The 15,644-nt window shown below is 68.3% G+C and carries 20 protein-coding genes; 1 reads left to right on the top strand and 19 read right to left on the bottom strand.

Annotated features, from left to right (window positions below):
• Positions 1-50: 50 nt before the first annotated feature.
• The 6 genes from VGT06_05705 to VGT06_05680 all read right to left on the bottom strand — a co-directional run bounded on the left by VGT06_05705 (position 51) and on the right by VGT06_05680 (position 3,891).
• Positions 51-1,130, bottom strand: a complete 1,080-nt coding sequence (locus tag VGT06_05705) for a glycosyltransferase family 9 protein (GenBank protein HEV8662628.1) — start codon at positions 1,128-1,130, stop codon at positions 51-53.
• Positions 1,124-2,110, bottom strand: a complete 987-nt coding sequence (locus VGT06_05700) for a polyprenyl synthetase family protein (GenBank protein HEV8662627.1) — start codon at positions 2,108-2,110, stop codon at positions 1,124-1,126. The genes VGT06_05705 and VGT06_05700 overlap by 7 nt, the downstream gene beginning before the upstream one ends.
• 172 nt (positions 2,111-2,282) lie before the next feature.
• Entirely contained in the window at positions 2,283-2,558 is a 276-nt protein-coding gene (locus VGT06_05695) for a type II toxin-antitoxin system RelE/ParE family toxin (protein HEV8662626.1), read from the bottom strand.
• Between the two features lies 1 nt (position 2,559).
• Entirely contained in the window at positions 2,560-2,817 is a 258-nt protein-coding gene (locus tag VGT06_05690; GenBank protein ID HEV8662625.1) for a type II toxin-antitoxin system Phd/YefM family antitoxin, read from the bottom strand.
• Positions 2,818-3,009: 192 nt separating this feature from the next.
• Entirely contained in the window at positions 3,010-3,507 is a 498-nt protein-coding gene (locus tag VGT06_05685) for a hypothetical protein (GenBank protein ID HEV8662624.1), read from the bottom strand.
• A gap of 96 nt (positions 3,508-3,603) precedes the next feature.
• Complete coding sequence (locus VGT06_05680) at positions 3,604-3,891, bottom strand: type II toxin-antitoxin system HicB family antitoxin (GenBank protein HEV8662623.1); 288 nt, start codon at positions 3,889-3,891, stop codon at positions 3,604-3,606.
• A 309-nt stretch (positions 3,892-4,200) separates the two neighbouring features.
• Here VGT06_05680 and VGT06_05675 point away from each other — a divergent pair, with 309 nt between their 5' ends.
• Positions 4,201-4,329: a hypothetical protein gene (locus VGT06_05675; GenBank protein HEV8662622.1), complete on the top strand. Its 129-nt coding sequence runs from the start codon at positions 4,201-4,203 to the stop codon at positions 4,327-4,329.
• 291 nt (positions 4,330-4,620) lie between these two features.
• Here the strand turns inward: VGT06_05675 and VGT06_05670 are convergent, their stop codons facing one another.
• From VGT06_05670 to VGT06_05610, 13 genes are all read right to left on the bottom strand, one after another.
• Positions 4,621-4,914 (bottom strand): type II toxin-antitoxin system RelE/ParE family toxin, encoded by a 294-nt coding sequence (locus tag VGT06_05670; GenBank protein HEV8662621.1) that lies wholly within the window; start codon positions 4,912-4,914, stop codon positions 4,621-4,623.
• Positions 4,911-5,183 (bottom strand): type II toxin-antitoxin system Phd/YefM family antitoxin, encoded by a 273-nt coding sequence (locus VGT06_05665; GenBank protein HEV8662620.1) that lies wholly within the window; start codon positions 5,181-5,183, stop codon positions 4,911-4,913. The genes VGT06_05670 and VGT06_05665 overlap by 4 nt, the downstream gene beginning before the upstream one ends.
• A 424-nt stretch (positions 5,184-5,607) precedes the next feature.
• Complete coding sequence (locus VGT06_05660) at positions 5,608-5,916, bottom strand: type II toxin-antitoxin system PemK/MazF family toxin (protein HEV8662619.1); 309 nt, start codon at positions 5,914-5,916, stop codon at positions 5,608-5,610.
• A complete protein-coding gene (locus VGT06_05655; GenBank protein ID HEV8662618.1) occupies positions 5,903-6,100 on the bottom strand; it encodes a hypothetical protein in 198 nt (65 codons plus the stop codon). Before VGT06_05655 ends, VGT06_05660 begins: the two co-directional genes overlap by 14 nt.
• 205 nt (positions 6,101-6,305) lie before the next feature.
• Positions 6,306-7,640 carry a hypothetical protein gene (locus VGT06_05650; protein ID HEV8662617.1) on the bottom strand — a complete coding sequence of 445 codons (1,335 nt, stop codon included), beginning with the start codon at positions 7,638-7,640 and terminating at the stop codon, positions 6,306-6,308.
• 330 nt (positions 7,641-7,970) lie between these two features.
• Positions 7,971-9,926 carry a VCBS repeat-containing protein gene (locus tag VGT06_05645; GenBank protein HEV8662616.1) on the bottom strand — a complete coding sequence of 652 codons (1,956 nt, stop codon included), beginning with the start codon at positions 9,924-9,926 and terminating at the stop codon, positions 7,971-7,973.
• A 100-nt stretch (positions 9,927-10,026) separates the two neighbouring features.
• Positions 10,027-10,497: a hypothetical protein gene (locus VGT06_05640; protein ID HEV8662615.1), complete on the bottom strand. Its 471-nt coding sequence runs from the start codon at positions 10,495-10,497 to the stop codon at positions 10,027-10,029.
• A 235-nt stretch (positions 10,498-10,732) separates the two neighbouring features.
• Positions 10,733-10,957 carry a hypothetical protein gene (locus tag VGT06_05635; protein ID HEV8662614.1) on the bottom strand — a complete coding sequence of 75 codons (225 nt, stop codon included), beginning with the start codon at positions 10,955-10,957 and terminating at the stop codon, positions 10,733-10,735.
• 221 nt (positions 10,958-11,178) lie between these two features.
• Positions 11,179-11,592, bottom strand: coding sequence for a methylmalonyl-CoA epimerase (gene mce, locus VGT06_05630; GenBank protein ID HEV8662613.1), 414 nt, complete (start codon positions 11,590-11,592; stop codon positions 11,179-11,181).
• 23 nt (positions 11,593-11,615) lie between these two features.
• Positions 11,616-13,298, bottom strand: coding sequence for a methylmalonyl-CoA mutase family protein (locus tag VGT06_05625; GenBank protein ID HEV8662612.1), 1,683 nt, complete (start codon positions 13,296-13,298; stop codon positions 11,616-11,618).
• Positions 13,299-13,306: 8 nt separating this feature from the next.
• Positions 13,307-13,810, bottom strand: coding sequence for a biotin/lipoyl-containing protein (locus VGT06_05620; GenBank protein HEV8662611.1), 504 nt, complete (start codon positions 13,808-13,810; stop codon positions 13,307-13,309).
• A 52-nt stretch (positions 13,811-13,862) separates the two neighbouring features.
• Entirely contained in the window at positions 13,863-15,365 is a 1,503-nt protein-coding gene (gene accC, locus VGT06_05615; protein ID HEV8662610.1) for an acetyl-CoA carboxylase biotin carboxylase subunit, read from the bottom strand.
• A 90-nt stretch (positions 15,366-15,455) separates the two neighbouring features.
• Positions 15,456-15,644, bottom strand: a 189-nt coding sequence (locus tag VGT06_05610) for a response regulator (GenBank protein HEV8662609.1), incomplete at its 5' end; no start/stop codon positions are given.

Raw genomic sequence — 15,644 nt, 5'->3', positions numbered from 1 at the left:
GTTGGTCCCGCCCAGGTCGGCGCCGATCGCGGCGACCTTGCCCGCCTCCCTCATGGCTTCCCCGGCCCCGTCAGCGCCGCCACCCGTGGTGCCGCGCGCCGCCGGAGAACGTCGCGGGCCGCGGCAAGGACCTCCTCCGGCTCGACGGCCGTGAGGCAGCAGAGGCGGTCCGGGTTCCCGCAGGTCCGGGAGAAGCACGGGCTGCATTGCGGGAACCCCGAGAGGACCCGGTGGCCCGGGCCGGCGGGCCCGGTCCGGCGCGGATCCGTGGGGCCCATGAGGGCGATGACCGGGCGGCCCAGGGCGGCCGCGAGGTGCATGGGCCCCGTGTCGTTGGCGATCACGAGGTCCGTCCGAGCCAGGACGGCCCCGAGCTCGACCAGGGAGGTCTTGCCCCGGAGATCCTGGATCTCCGGCGGCCACCCGCCGCCGTCCCCCGGCGCTTCCTCCCCCACGATCAGGACGTGGACGCCGTCTCTGACGAGACCGGCCGCCACCGCGGCGAAGCGCTCCTCCGGCCAGCGCTTCGTGACCCAGCGCGCCCCCGGGACGAGCACCGCCACCGGGCGGCCAGCGGGGATAGGCGTCGCCGGGGCGGGGAAGCGGAGCGGAAACGTGCCGGGGTCCGCCTCGAGGCCGAGGTAGGTCGCCGCGTCGAGGTTCTGGAGAATTGCGTGCCGGTTCAAGTCTCGAGGGCCAAGCCGAGCGTCGTAGAAGAAGCGCGCCCCTTCGCGATTGTAGGAAGCCCCCAGCACCACCTCGGCCCCGGCGAGCCGGGCGACCAGGGCGCTCTTCAGCAGCCCCATGAGGTCGAGGGCGAGATGGTAGGGCTCCCGGCGCACGGCCGCGAGAAACCCGGGCAGGTGGCGGAGGGCATGCCGCCGGTCGAAGGGGAGGACGGCGTCCACGGCCGGGCAGCAGCGGACCAGGTCCGCGTAGGCGGCGTTCACCACCCACGTGAGGTGGCAGGCGAGGCCGCGCTTCAGCGCTGCGACGGTCGGGAGGGCGTGGATGACATCGCCCAGCGAGGACATCTTGATGAGCAGAACCCGGGGGGGCGTGCCGGCGGCGGCGGAGGCCCGCAGCCGGTCCCGGAGCGCCTCGCCGGGGGCGGGGGGGTGCGCTACCATCGGCGCTGCAGGACGAAGTCCACCATCATGGCGAGGGAGGTCTTGGCGGGGCCGTCGGGGAAGGGGGTCAGGCACGCGCGCGCCTTGAGCAGGGAACGCTCCGCCTCGGCCAGGGTGGCTTCGTCCGCCCGGTGCTCTGCCACGAGGCCGCGGATGGCCTGGACGGCGCCGTCCCCGAGCGGCAATCGGGCGAGGTGGCCCCGCAGGGCGGCGCGGGCCTCCCCCGGCCCGCTCTGCAGGAGGTGGATCAGGGGGTAGGTGATCTTCCCCTCCTTCACATCGTTGCCGACCGGCTTCCCGAGGATCTCCTCGCGGGCCATGAAGTCGAGTGCGTCGTCCACGAGCTGGAACCCGATCCCCAGATCCAGCCCGAACTCGGCGAGGGCCTCGACCTGCTGCGGGGGGGCGCCCGCCGCCCGGGCCCCGCCCCGGCAGGCCGCCGAGAAGAGGGCCGCCGTCTTCCCAGTGATGATGGCCAGGTACTCGCCGTACGGGATATCCAGGTTGTGCTCCCAGCAGAGCTCCTGGATCTCCGCCTCGGTCATGGCCACGGTCGCGTCGGCGAAAGCCTTCAGGACCTCGAAGTCCCCGTGGGCGACCAGCATCTGGATCGCCCGGGCATACAGGAAGTCGCCCGCCAGGACCGAGACGGCCGGCCCCCAGGTGACGTTCGCCGAGGGGCGCCCCCGCCGCTTGGCCGCGTTGTCCACGATGTCGTCGTGGATCAGCGTGGCCACGTGCATGTACTCGGCCACCTGGGCCAGCTCGAGAGCCGCCTCGCGGTTCGCTCCCCCGCAGAGGCGGTGGGCGAGCAGGAGGAGGGCGGGGCGCACCCGCTTCCCGCCGCTGCCGAGGACGTAGGTCGCCACCTCGGCGATCCGGGGCGCGCGGGTCTGCACGGTCGCCTGGACCCGCCGCTCGACCTCCGCGAGGTCCTCGGCGATGGGGGCGAACAGGAGGGCCTGCAGGGCCGTCTGCACCGGTGGCCTCGTCAGGATCCAGGCGGGGCTGCCGCACCCCTTCCGGCGCCCCGGTTCCCCGTTACGGAGGGACCGAGAGAATACGCGGTCACCCTACCACAGGGCTCCAGGGCCTTTCAACCGGAAAGGCCAAGACGGCGCCCGCGGCTAGGAGCAACCCGTGATCAGGGTCTCAGAACAGGGCCTCGATGTCCTTGTAGGTCCGTTCGGTTCGGGGCGCGACCTTGCCGATGAGCACCAACTGCTCCCGGTCAAACACCTTATAAATGATCCGGTATCGGCCAGCTCGCAGACGGTAGACATCCCGGGCTAGCGCCTTCGCCCCTTTGGGTCGCGGCTGATCCGCGAGTGCCCGGAGGCGCGTTACGAGATGTGCTCGGTCGATCTCGGGCACGGCGGCGAGCTGCCTTTCGACCCGAGCGCTCGCCACTTTGATCGTGTAAGGCATCTCACCGGCGGCCCTTGTACGCCTTTACGACCTCCTCAAGCCTCTTCCCTCCAGTCCGCCGGTATTCCGCTTCAGCCTCCTGCATATCGCGAAGGTCCTCCAGATCCTGCAGAAGCTCCTCGTACTCGCCGATCGGCAGGAGAGCAGCCATGGGGACGCCGTGCTTCCCGATGAGGATCCGCTTCCGCTCCAGGAAGGCTTCCTGGACAAGGCGGGTCAACCGCGCTCGGGCTGCCGTGATGTTCAAAACCTTACTCATGCGTCACCTCCGGGTTCGAGAGAACCAGATGCAATCCTACCACTCCTGTATCAATATGTAAAGAAGTGGTTACAATCTGTACAGATTTTGCCCTGCGACCCAACGTGGGAGCGGCGCAGGGACAGGCCCGGGGGAGGGCGTCGCGCTACGAGTCGTGCGGAGCGCGGATGAGCGTGTAGGAGAACCGAGGGCTCAGGGACGGCAGGCGTTCTGGATGGTGGCGAAGTACTCCTCGGTGGCAGCGAAGCGAAACAGGAGAGGACGGTGGAGGGTGATGGGGCGGTCGCTACTGTCCGGCGGCAGGTGGTACTCGTACCCGAGGTCCACCAGGGCGGCCGTCTGTCCCCCGGGCACCAGGACCCGGAAGCGGGTCCACCCCTCGTACCCGATGCGGATCCCGTCGGGGAAGCCGATGGCGGTGGTCAGGCGGCGCCCATCCTTATCGTAGGCGGTTGCCGCAAACCGCAAGCCCAGGATCGGCTGGGCGGTGTCCCGGACCTGGGCGACCCCCGCAATCAGGAGGTTTCCAGCCTCCGCCGGCTGGCAGTTCCAGAACAGATCAATGTGCAGGGCCTGCTCCCGCCTCTGAAAGGTCTCTGTCCCGACCGGGCTCAGCGGAAGCGTCCCGCAGGCCGCCAGGGCGAGCACGGCCGTTGCCGCAGCAGTTAATTTCCATCCTGAGTGCATCACCTTCCCTCCCTCAGCAACCTGCGCCTTCAGCCAAATTAACCAGCGGGCGGGGTCGCCGGTTCCCATAGGAGCCCGGAAGACATGGGGGGACCCGGATCAGCCCGCTTTCTTAACTCTGACGCCGATTTTCCCGAGTGGCGGAACCGCGAGACCCTTTGCCACGCGCACCAGGACCCACTCCTCCACCACCTTGGCGAGCTGATTCCGACACTCCTCAAGCGTCCCAGCGGTGGCCAGCACGCCCCGCAGGCGGGGAACCTCTCCGTAGAAGGTCCCATCCTCCAGTTTGTCATAGCGCGCGCCCCGAAGTGCCTCCTCCACGTATTGTCGAATCATGACCGTTTGTCCCTTGCGCTCGGTTAAGGTCCCGGCCACAATACGCATCTCGTATGCGGCATTCAGTGTAGCACACCCGGCTTCCTGCGAGGGCTGCGGAGGTGCCGGTAGTGTTCGGGGCCCGCTTTGACTCTCTGCGTACACGTGCTAGAGGTTGATTAATCAACGGTCTCCTGTACAGGTTGCGAGGGAGGCACGAATGCCTAGACGGACTATCACTACGACGATCCCTGTGTATGTCGCCCGCACGCAACTCGGCTCGCTCCTCAAACAGGTAGCCAACCGCAAGACTCGTTTCGTCGTCACGAGGAGCGGGAAGCCGACGGCGGTCCTCCTCGGAGTCGCGATTTCGACGACATGCTCGAGGAGCTCGACCCGGAGTTCCAGAAGACCCTGAAGATCGCCGCCACGGAGTACCGGGCAGGCAAGGCCGTCAGTCTTCGGGACTACCTCAAGGGCAGGCTTGGGGCGCGCCGGGCTCGCTAACACATGCCGGCCCGTTTCCTGGAGACGAACCCCTTCGGACCGCCACCCAAGATCAAAAAGCTCGAGGGCAGGGCATCGGTCAATGGCGCCTCGAGGCCTGGCCCTATCGGGTGCGCTACGACATCATCAAGCAGGGAGTCGTCCTCTACCGCGTCCGGCACCGCAAGGAAATCTACCGCGAATGAGGTCAGCAAGCAGAAAGGGGGGCCCGGGGGCGTGGAAGGGCGAAGGCCGGAGTCGGTCGGCCTCCATGCCGACTTCCGGCAGGAGTCTGACAGCATGCCGCTGGCGTCAGGTCTTTGAAGCCCGCTCGAGGAACCGCCGGAATACCTCGTAGATATCCCCGCGCACGCCCACCAAATGGACTTCTACAGCCCGATCAGCTTCTTGAACACGGTAGATCACGCGGTGCCGGGACACCCGGAGCGATCGGAACCCGGTGAGTTCGAAGGCGAGAGGATGGCCGGTGAAGGGAGCCGTGGCGAGCCCGCGAATCGCCTCCCGGAGCGCCCGCTTGACGGAAGGGTGCAGGTGGCGGATCGATTCAGCCGCCGCGGGCGTGTAGCGGATCTGGTAGGGGGTCATTCACGGCCGAAGATCCGCGCTTCACGCACCCACTTGCCGGCCGCCGCCTGGCCAATGGATCGACGTAGCGCCCGCATCGTGCGGGCATCGGCCAAGATCTCCAAGGTTTCCAGGAGCCCCTCAAACTTCGCCGGGCTCAAGAGGATGGCCGCCGGGACGCCGTTCCGGGTGATCGCGACCACACTGTCCTCCCGCTCGACTTCCCGGGCGAGATCCAGCAGGCGGTCCTTGGCTTGGGTGATCGGGACAAACCGGTCAATGGACGGCATGGTGGGACCTCCTGGCTGTGGAACATAGCCAGGATAACAGCCAGAATCATGGCCGTCAAGGATGGCGAAAAAGCCCGCAGGGGATCGGGCCCGATCCGTCCGAGCGTGATGTCCCCCTACTCATGCAGGGAGCCTCAGGACCCAGGTCGGCCAGCCGGAAGGGCCCATGGGGCTGGAAAGGCGAAGGCCCGGGGGGAAGCCCCCGGCCTTCGGAGAACGACGGAACGAAACCGGGTCGAAACCTAGAAGCGCGCCGCCGTAGAAGCCGCGAGAAATACGCGGCGACCAAGTCACAGGACTCGGCATCCCTTCAACCGCAAAGGGGAAGACGGCGGCGAGACTGCGACCCAGGCCGATGCCCAGATTCGCCCGGAGGAGGAAGCACGCGAATCCTCAGAGACCAAGAGACCGGCGGAGCTGGCGGTCAACAGCCCTCCAAGTCGGCATTCGCCAACGAGCCGAGGTTGCGGCCGATCATAGCTCGCTTGATGGTTCGAAGAATCCCGGTTGCTACGGAAGGAAATAGGAGTCCAGCCCCCTTCCAGTCCGTGATCAGATGGTCGCCGAAGAGGCGCCGCTTCACATTGCTGGTAATGGCTACCACGACCACTTCCTGCCGGCCGCGGTGGTAAGCGGGGGAACTGATGACGACAGCCGGGCGGAACTTCTTCCCTGATTCCTCCGCGAACACGAACCCAACCAGCACCACATCGCCGCGGCTATGGACGGCCATACGCTGCGTCCCTCGGGTTGTCCCACAGCTCTGCCAGCACCGGGTCTCCCTTGGCTGTCAGGGCCAACACCCCCTCATCCTCGTCACCGAGATCCTCCCGGAGCCGTCCTTCTATCACCTCCAGCACATACTGCCTGATCGTGAGGTCGCGCTTTGCCGCCGCGAGCCGGAGACGGCGTCGCACTGTAGGCTGGACGTCAACGCTGATCCGTGGTCGTTTCGCCGAAGACTCCATTGGCCGTGGCATGTCCCCTCTCCCCTTAAGCGAAGGATGGCACAATGACACGGCGGTGTCAATGACACCAGCCCTTGGAGATGATGGAAACACGAAGGCCCGGGGGCGAGCCCCCGGGCCTTCGGAGAACGACGGAACGAAACCGGAGCGAGACCTAGAACCCGTAATTCACGACGCCGGCGACCTTGGTGACATCGTCCCACTGGGTGCCGTCGATCCCCGTGTCATCGCCGAGAGAGAGATAGCCCGCAGTCAGCGTGAACACCAGGCCCCTGGCAATGGTGTAGTCAATCTTCGCGCCGAACTCGATGCCGATCTTGTCCACGCCGTCAATGAACCCATCACCCGCGGGCGACGGGCTCGCGGCGGTCCCCTCCTCTTGCGTCCCGATGTAGTGGACGTTGCCAGTGACCTTCAGGTTCGGGTTAACCGTATAGCGGGCGATCACGCCGATGCCCCAGGTATTCTGCGGGTTGTCGGCGAGGGCATCAATGTCAATGTCGCCGCCGCCGCCCCAGACCTGCGTCCCGGGCTCGTGCCCGCCGGAGCCCGCGTAGAGGACCGGGAAGGCGTCATTGTCGCCCGCGGACCCGTCGTGCCCGGTGAAGTACCAGCCGCGCAGCTCGAGGTCGAGAGGAGTGCCTGCGAGGGCCATGCCGACGCCACCGTCCAGCCCATAGCCCTTCTGGTCGGCGGTAGCGGTGATTTCCTTCGTCCCATACACGAAATCCAGGTCCCACCGGATGTTCTGGGCCTTGCCGGCGGCGCCCACCCCGATCCAGAAGCCGGTCGCGGCCTGACCACCGACGGGGGATTCCATGTCGTGGTCGTACACGAGGTAGCCGAGCAGGCTCAGGTCCCTCATCGGGCTGAATGAGACGTCGAGCCCGTAGAGGTCGCGGGCATGCGCTCCGGTAGCGTCCACGGTGTTTGTGGCGGTCGTTCCGGCATTGGCGCGGAACCACCAGAAGTTGGAGTTGATCTCGCCCAGCTTCCCATAGAGGGAGAGCCCCGACCCGTCATCATCCAGGAAGAGGGCCTTCGAAAGGAAGAAGGGCTGGATGCCGGCCCGGAGCCGCAGCGGCGTGGCCGGAACCGGGAAGTCAATGTAGGCCCACTTCGTCTCGACGTTCACGCCGTCGGCGCCGCGGTCACCACCAGTACCCTTTGCGGAGGGAACGGTGGTCGGCAAGGCGGAAACTGTTGTAGCTCCGCTTGCCTGCCCGCCGAACGTCACGTCCCCGATCTCGAGGCGCAGGACACCCCGCACGCCGCCGTCGGTCTCGACGTCGAACCGCGGGCGAAACCGGGTCTGGAACTCGTGCCCGGAGCAGTCAACCCCGACCTGGGTCATGCAGGGCAAATTGTCGTCGAACTGGAACCGAACCCGATAGGCTCCCGTGAACTTCAGATCTGCCGCGAACGCAGGCGCGGCCAGGCCCACAGCCACCGCTCCCACGAGCAAGGCAACGAAGAGTTTTCTCATCATCTACCCTCCAAGTTCGGCCAACGGATGGCGATGCGTGGTTCCGTTAGTTCCCCGTGTAGGAGATGCTGCTTCGCTGCCGTCCTGGCTCTCTTTGCCGGCCTCCCCCCTTTCTCTGATGAGATGCCCCGCAGAAAACCGACCAAAGCAAAGAGGGGCTTCTCCCTCTTCGCTACTCGCTGAACGCTCTGAAAATTGTGGGCGCGAAAAAACTTAAAGTTACGGGTACCAAAACATCCCCGTGGCGGTAGGCCGGCGCAAGACTATTTCGCCCCCAGACGGCTTGTCAAGCAATTTTTTGTCAATCGCTCCAAGCCCTGCCTCCCCCGCAGGTTAGCGGGGGAAAATATAGGCGAAAAGGGTCCCTTTCCCCCGGGTCAGGAGGCTGGCGTTGCTGACCAGGACGACGAGGTCCCTGTTGCCGGTCCCCTCCAGGTCCACCAGGGCGTAGTCGGCGATGTGCCCAGGGAACTCGATGGTCTCCCAGGCCTGCTGGAGGCTCAGGCCATTCCATCTGAGGCCGTAGATCTTGCCCCGGTCGTAGTACCGGGAGCGGGGCATCAGGTAGCCGGTGGCCGGGACGCTCGCGTACACGACGAGCTCCCGCCGGCCGTCTGGCGCCTCCTGGACGAAGAGGCGGCCCTGCAGGGAAATCATCTCTGGCTCCTGGTTCCGGGTGGTGACCCCGGGGGGAAGGAACTCGAGCATCACTTCGGAGCCGCCGAAGCGGTCGTTTGCCCGGTACTTCTGGCGGCCCTGGAGGTCGTACACGCGGAGGTAGTCGTTCTGGTCCAGGATGACGTACTCCCGGGATCCATCGCCGTCCACGTCGGCCAGGAGAAATCCGTAGAGGGAAGCCCTTGGAGGCAAGTCCACGGGGGAGCCAGTGGGAATGTAGCTCTTCCCGTCCCACCGGATGTGCCGAACCGGGCCGTAGAAGAGGCTCTTCTCTCCCGCCCCCTGCCCGTAGACCTCCACCTTGCCCGAGGGCTCCACCTGGACGGCCCGGAAGAACTGGTCGTAGGCCTTCCAGACCTCTTTAAACTCGTTCCCCTCCCACTCCAGGACAAAGGACGGGACGCGCCGCTCGATGGAGTAGTTGGTGACGAACAGTTCAGGCCGGCCGTTCCCGTTCAGGTCGGCGGCGTCCAGGCCGAGGATGTTGTAGCCGGCATGCTCCTCGCTCTCCCAGAGCTTCCGGAAGTTCCTCCCCTCGATGGCGTAGAGCCAGATCTTCTGGCCGCTGGCCACGGCCGCCTGCTTTCCACCGGTCCCGAGGAAGTCCGCGACCGCCATCCCCACCATGGCAGTATTGAACTCGGGCCCCAGGATGATCTCCCCCTGGCGGCTGATGGTGGGGGGATTGAGCGGGAGGGGGACGCCGACGCTTCCCTCCTTCCGGGGGCCGACCCAGGCCGGCGACGGGAGATCGGCCTTGCTCTGGAGCGCGGGAGCCTGGGCCGGCGGGGCAGCGGCCGGGGGGGGCGGGGCGGCCGATCCCGTGGAGGCCTTCCCCGCGGTCACGGTCCCTCCCCTCACCTCCACGCTGGCCAGGGCGAGAGGGGCGCCCGTGACCGCCGAGAAGACCTGCACGTCCACGAGGGTCCGACCCTCCAGCACCGTCAGTCGGGGTAGGGCGAGGGCATGAATGCGCAGCTCCTTCCGCAGGTGCTCCAGCGCCCGCGGGTCGCTCAGGGGGACGTCTTCCTTTATTCCGGCTTTGAGGAGGGTGGACCGAATTCGCCGGTCGTCCAGCACCTCGAAGCGCTCGGTGCGGGCCAGGGCCACGGCCAGATCGCGGGAGGCGGACCGGGCGGTGGCTTCCAGGTCCAGGCTGGATTCGACCTTCCCGAGACCGAGCAGGATGCGGGCACCGGTCACCCGGACGGCGTCGCCCTTCGTGGGGGTCTCTCCCCCCGCGCGCTCCAGCACCTCGGCCAGGGAGAACTTTTCTTGGGCCTCCGTGACCTTGACCAGACCCACAATCTTCTCCAGCCGGCCCAGCACCTCGCCCGTGACCGGGTGTTTGAACGCCTCCCCCTCCCGGACGATCTCCAACTCCAGGCCAGGGTACACGCCCGCGCCCTTCGTCAGGTCGAGGAGGAGCTGGCCGGTCGGAAGGACATCCAGGATCGTCCCGCGGACTTTCGGGAAGGCCTCGGCGACGCGGTGGGCCGCCTCGTCCACGGCAGTGCTGAGGGACGGGGCCTGAGCCCGCGCGCCAGGCAAGCCGAGCGTGACGGTGACGAGGATGGAGAAGAGAAACCTCGGAAGGCGGACGCGGGTCATAGAAGACCTCAGGGGAAAACCCCGCAAGAAGACGGGAGAATGGCTATCACGCCTCCTGCGGCTTGTCAACCGTTTCGAGCAAAACAGGGTTTGGCGCGGATCAGGGGGTCCCCGGGAGGACCGCGATCCGGTCCTGGGGCTTGACGGTCAGGCCGGGCTTGAAGCCGATGAGCTCGGCCACCGAGAACTTCGGCTGGACCTCGACAATGCGGGCCCGACCGACCTCCAGAGTGATCTCGCCCAGGTGCTCGCCGGTCACCGGGTGCGTCAGGGTCTGGCGGCGGGTGATGGCGATGAGGGTGTCCTTCTTGATTTCGCCGTCGGCCAGGTCAATGACGACGCGCATCCCGTCCACAAGGACAACGTAGCCCCGCCGGTCCTCAGGGCGGGCCGCGCCGGGGGAGGCAGGAGGCGGAGCCTCAGGGAGCGAGGACGGTGGTACGCCCGGGCCGGTCGCAGGACTGGCGGTGGGGGGGCTCGCCCCCTTCCCGCCGCCGCAGGCGGCCAGGAAGGGCGCGGCGAGGAGCGAGAGCAGGAACATCGGCCACCAGAGGAATCGTCGCCGCTTCATCGCCAAGGCCTCGTGGGGAGCAGCGCCACAAGGGTCCAGCCACTTCCACCTTCGGGCAACAAGCCGGACCCAGCACCCGGTAATCCCTCCCCCCTGTCCACATACTTGTCCACAGGGAGGCGAGTCAAGGGAAATCTTCAATTAGACGATCCTCAGAGGCGGCGGATGTGCGGCCAAAAAACGTCGGGCCCCGTCGGGTGCACCCGGCGGGGCCCGTGTTCTTCAGGTCTCGCGCTTACTTGATGTCAGAGCTCCGGTACTCCAGGACGGGCGCCACCGACCTGGTCCCCTGCGCCCCCGGGCCGGCCATCTGGGTCCCGGCCGTCGACGCCGCCTGCGCGGACCCCCCGAAGAGGTTCTGGAGCTCGATGTCCTGCAGCGTCCCGCCATCCCCTGCAAAAGCTGTCCCGCCGAACGCCACCGTCGCCACCAGCAGACCGAGCGTGATGAGCTTCTTCATGACCTGGTTCCTCCGTGCCCCATAGGGCATGCCGTGTTTCTTCCCCTTTTCATTCGCCTTGCGTTCTCTATCCCGCGGCCGCGTCTGTCCCTATAGATGCCCCCGACCCGAAAACGATGCGCGCCCCGGACCCTGCACCCTCCCTCATCCTGAAAACAACCGGGCCCCGCCGGTATTCCCGACGAGGCCCGCGAGACAGAGATCCAATTCGCGGAGGGACCCTAGATGGAAATCTTTTGCACCAGCTCGATCAGCACCCCGTTCGCGCCCTTGGGGTGGAGAAACGCGACCTGGCCGCAGGCGCCGGGCTTTCCGGAGCGGTCGAGCAGGGGCACGCCGGCGGCGCTCAGGCGGTCCAGGGTCTCCTGCAGGTCGTCCACCTCGAAGCAGATGTGGTGGATCCCCTCCCCCCGCTTCGCAATGAAGTTCGCGATCGGATTGTCGCTCCCGAGCCCCTGGACCAGCTCGACCTCGGCACCCCCGAAGGGAAAGAACGCCACCCGGACCTTCTCGGTGGGGACCTCCTGGACTTTAGCCGGCGGAACGCCCAGGATCTGCTCGAAGGTCCGGGCTGCCTCCTCGAGGTCCCTCACCGCGATGGCGATGTGGTCGAGCTTCTTGATCATCTCGCCCATGCGCACCGGCCGCGCGACGCCGGTCAGATCGTGACGGTCTCCTCGTACTCCCCGAAGACCCCGCGGAGGCGGTAACAGATCTCGCCCAGGGTAGCGTCACTCTTGACGCAGGCGAGGATGCGCGGGACCAGGTTCTCGCTCCCGCGGGCGGCCCGCTCCAGGTCGCCGAGGGCGCGCTCGACCGCCCCGCCGTCGCGCCGGGCGCGCAGCGCCGCCAGCCGGCCCCTGGCCTCCTCCTCCACCGCCAGGTCCACCCGGAAGAGGGGGATCTTCACCGGCCCCTCCTGGGCGTAGGCGTTCAGCCCGACGACCACCTGCTCGCCGGTTTCCACCGCCCGCTGCTGCCGGTAGGCCGCCTCCTGGATCTCCTTCTGCACGTAGCCCACCTCGATCGCCCGGAGCACCCCACCCATGGCGTCGATCTTCTCCAGGTAGGCGGCCGCGTCCGCCTCGACGGCGTCGGTCAGCGCCTCCACGAAATACGCCCCCCCGAGCGGGTCCACCACGTCGGCCGCGCCGCTCTCGTGGGCCAGGACCTGCTGCGTCCGGAGCGCAAGCAGCGCCGCCGCCTCCGTCGGGAGCCCCAGCGCCTCGTCCCGCGCATTGGTGTGGAGGGACTGGGTCCCGCCGAGCACCGCGGCCAGCGCCTGGATCGCCACCCGGACGGCGTTGTTCTCCGGCTGCTGGGCGGTGAGGGTCACGCCGGCCGTCTGGGTGTGGAACCGGAGCATCCAGGAGCGGGGATCGCGCGCCCCGAAGCGCTCCCGCATGATCCGCGCCCAGAGGCGGCGCGCGGCTCGGAACTTGGCGATCTCCTCGAAGAAGTGGTTGTGCGCGTTGAAGAAGAACGAGAGCTGGCTGGCGAAGGCGTCCACGTCGAGCCCGGCCCGGATCGCCGCCTCCACGTAGGCGATCGCGTCGCCCAGGGTGAAGGCCACCTCCTGCACCGCCGTCGCCCCCGCCTCCCGGATGTGGTAGCCGCTGATGCTGATCGCGTTGAACTTCGGCATCTCGGCGGCACAGTAGGCGATGGTGTCGGTGATGAGGCGCATGGAGGGCCCGGGCGGGAAGATGTAGGTCCCGCGCGCGATGTACTCCTTGAGGATGTCGTTCTGGATGGTCCCGCTGAGCGCCCGCGTGGGGACGCCCTGCCGCTCCCCGGCCGCCACGTACATCGCCAGGAGGATCGCCGCCGTGGCGTTGATGGTCATCGAGGTGCTGACCCGGTCCAGGGGGATCTCCTCGAAGAGCGCCTCCATGTCCGCCAGCGAGTCTATGGCGACGCCGACCTTGCCCACCTCCCCCATGGCCGGGAGGTCATCCGAGTCGTAGCCGATCTGGGTCGGCAGGTCGAAGGCGACCGACAGGCCGGTCTGTCCCTGCCCGAGCAGGTAGCGGAACCGGCGGTTGGTCTCCGCCGCCGTGGCGAAGCCGGCGTACTGGCGCATCGTCCAGAGTCGGCCCCGGTACATGGTGGGCTGGATGCCCCGCGTGAAGGGGTACTCCCCGGGGAACCCCAGCCGCTCGACGTAGTCCCAGTCCGCCAGATCCAGCGGGGTGTAGCAGCGCCTGAGCGGCAGGCCGGAGGGCGTGGCGAAGACGGCCTTCCGCTCCGGCGTCTTCTCCGCCGCCGGGGCCAGCGTCTCCCGCTCCCACCGCTCCGCGGCCGCCCGCAGGCGCTCCGGGTCCTTCTCCTGTTCCCCCATCGGTCCCCCTACTCGAGCACCAGCAGGACCTCGCCCCCGTTCACCGTCTTCCCGGCCACCGCGCGGATCTCCGCCACGCGGCCGGCCCCTGTGGCCTTCAGTTCGTTCTCCATCTTCATGGCCTCGATGACCACCAGGCCCTGCCCCACCGCCACCTCGTGGCCGACCTGGACCAGGACCGCGACCACCTTCCCCGGCATCGGGGCGCTCACCTCCTGCCGCCCGGCCCGCCCCTCGGCCCGGGAGGACGCCTGGCGGAGGCGCCGCTCGCGCTCGTCCACCACCTCCACCTGGTAGGCCTCACCGCTCACGATGAGGGCCACGCGGCTCCCCTCCGCCAGGACATCCACCTCGTAGGAGTCGGCGCCCAGGAGGAGGGAGTAGAGGCGCCGGCCCATGGGGCGGAGGTCCACCTCCGTCGGGGCGCCGTCCAGGGTCACCCGATAGCGGGACCCCTCGCGCGCGACCTCGACCGCGTAGTCCTTCCCCTCGCACGACACGATGTACGCCATAGGGGATCGGCAGCCGCCGCCGCTCCCGCGGCCGCGCGGCAACGAGGGCGGCTCAGCGCCGGCGGACCGCCTCCTGGCGGGCGGCGGCGAGCCACCGGCTCCCGGCCGCCGCCGGTCCCTGCGGCCGGGCGAGCGCCGCCTCCTGGTCCTGGAGGTACGCGTGGAGCGCGGCGGCGATGATGGCGGCCTTCCGGTTGCGGCCGGGGGGCGGCCGCAGGGTCGCCAGGACGGCGTCCACGTAGGTCGTGTCCACCTCCCCCGCCAGAAACGCCGGGTCCTCCATGACCTGGCGGTGGAACGGGATGGTGGTCTGGATCCCGATGATGATGTACTCCTGCAGGGCCCGGCGCATCCGCTGGATCGCCTCGGCCCGGCTCTCCCCCCACGTGATGAGCTTGGCGATGAGGGGGTCGTAGTGGACCGGCACGTCGTACCCCTCGTAGACCCCGGTGTCGTCCCGCACCCCCGGCCCGCCCGGGCGCCGGAAGGTCACGATCCGCCCCGGCGAGGGGAGGAAGTTCCGGAACGGATCCTCGGCGTAGATCCGGCACTCGATGGCGTGCCCCCGCAGCCGGACCTCCTCCTGCCGGACCGGCGCCGGCCCGCCCGCCGCGATGGCGATCTGGGCCTTCACCAGGTCCAACCCCGTCACCATCTCCGTCACCGGGTGCTCCACCTGGAGCCGCGCGTTCACCTCCAGGAAGTAGAAGCTCCGGTCCCGATCCACGAGGAACTCCACCGTCCCGGCGTTCCGGTAGCCCGCCGCCCGGGCGATGGCCACGGCCGCCTCCCCGATCTTCCGGCGGAGCGCCTCATCCACGAAGGGGGAGGGGGCCTCCTCCACGACCTTCTGGTGCCGCCGCTGGATGGAGCACTCCCGCTCGCCCAGATAGACGACCTGCCCGGCGCGATCCGCCAGGATCTGCATCTCGATGTGGCGGGGGCGCTCCAGATACTTCTCGAGGTAGACCGCGGAATCCCCGAAAGACGACTGCCCCTCGGAGCGGGCGGCCCTGAGCGCGGAGGGCAGCTCCCCCGGCTCCCGGACGACCCGCATGCCCTTCCCCCCACCCCCCGCCGCCGCCTTGATCAGGAGGGGGAAGCCGATCCGCGGCGCCAGGGCGGTCACCTCCTCGTCGGAGAGGTCCCGGTCGGTCCCCGGGACGGTGGGGACCCCCGCCTGCTGCGCGAGCCGTCGCGCCGCCGTCTTGGAGCCGCAGAGGGTGAGCGTCCGGGCGGAGGGCCCGATGAAGGTGATCCCCGCCTCCTCGCAGGCCGCGGGGAACGCCGGGTTCTCCGCGAGGAACCCGTAGCCGGGATGGATGGCCTCGGCGCCGCTCGCTCGGGCCGCCTCCAGGATGCGGTCGATCCGGAGGTAGGACTCGGCGGACGGGGCCGGGCCGATGGCATAGGCCTGGTCGGCGAACCGGACGTGGGTGGCGGCCCGGTCCGCCTCCGAGAACACGGCGACGGTCCGGATGCCCAGCTCCCGGCAGGCCCGGATGACCCGGACGGCGATCTCCCCGCGGTTGGCGATGAGGATCTTCTGGAACATGGGCGAGAAGGCGCAGTGACGAGGAGGGGGACCGGAGACGCTCTGGCGCCGGCCGGGCCCACCGCGGCCCGGGTGCCGGCCCCCCGCGCATTACTTCAGGAGCATCGTGGCGATCTTGTACCAGAGGCTGCGCTCGAGGTACTTCAGGTCCAGCGGCTTCACGATGTAGTCGAAGGCGCCCAGCTCCAGCGCCTTCCGCCCCACGTCCTCCTCGTTGACCGCCGTCACCATGATGACCCCCATCTCGGCGTCAATCTCCCGGATCCGCCGCAGGACCTC

Source organism: Candidatus Methylomirabilis sp. (assembly GCA_036000645.1).
Taxonomy (GTDB): Bacteria; Methylomirabilota; Methylomirabilia; order Methylomirabilales; family JACPAU01; genus JACPAU01.
Note: the sequence above shows the minus strand (reverse complement) of the source record. Positions and strands in the feature narration are given on the sequence as shown.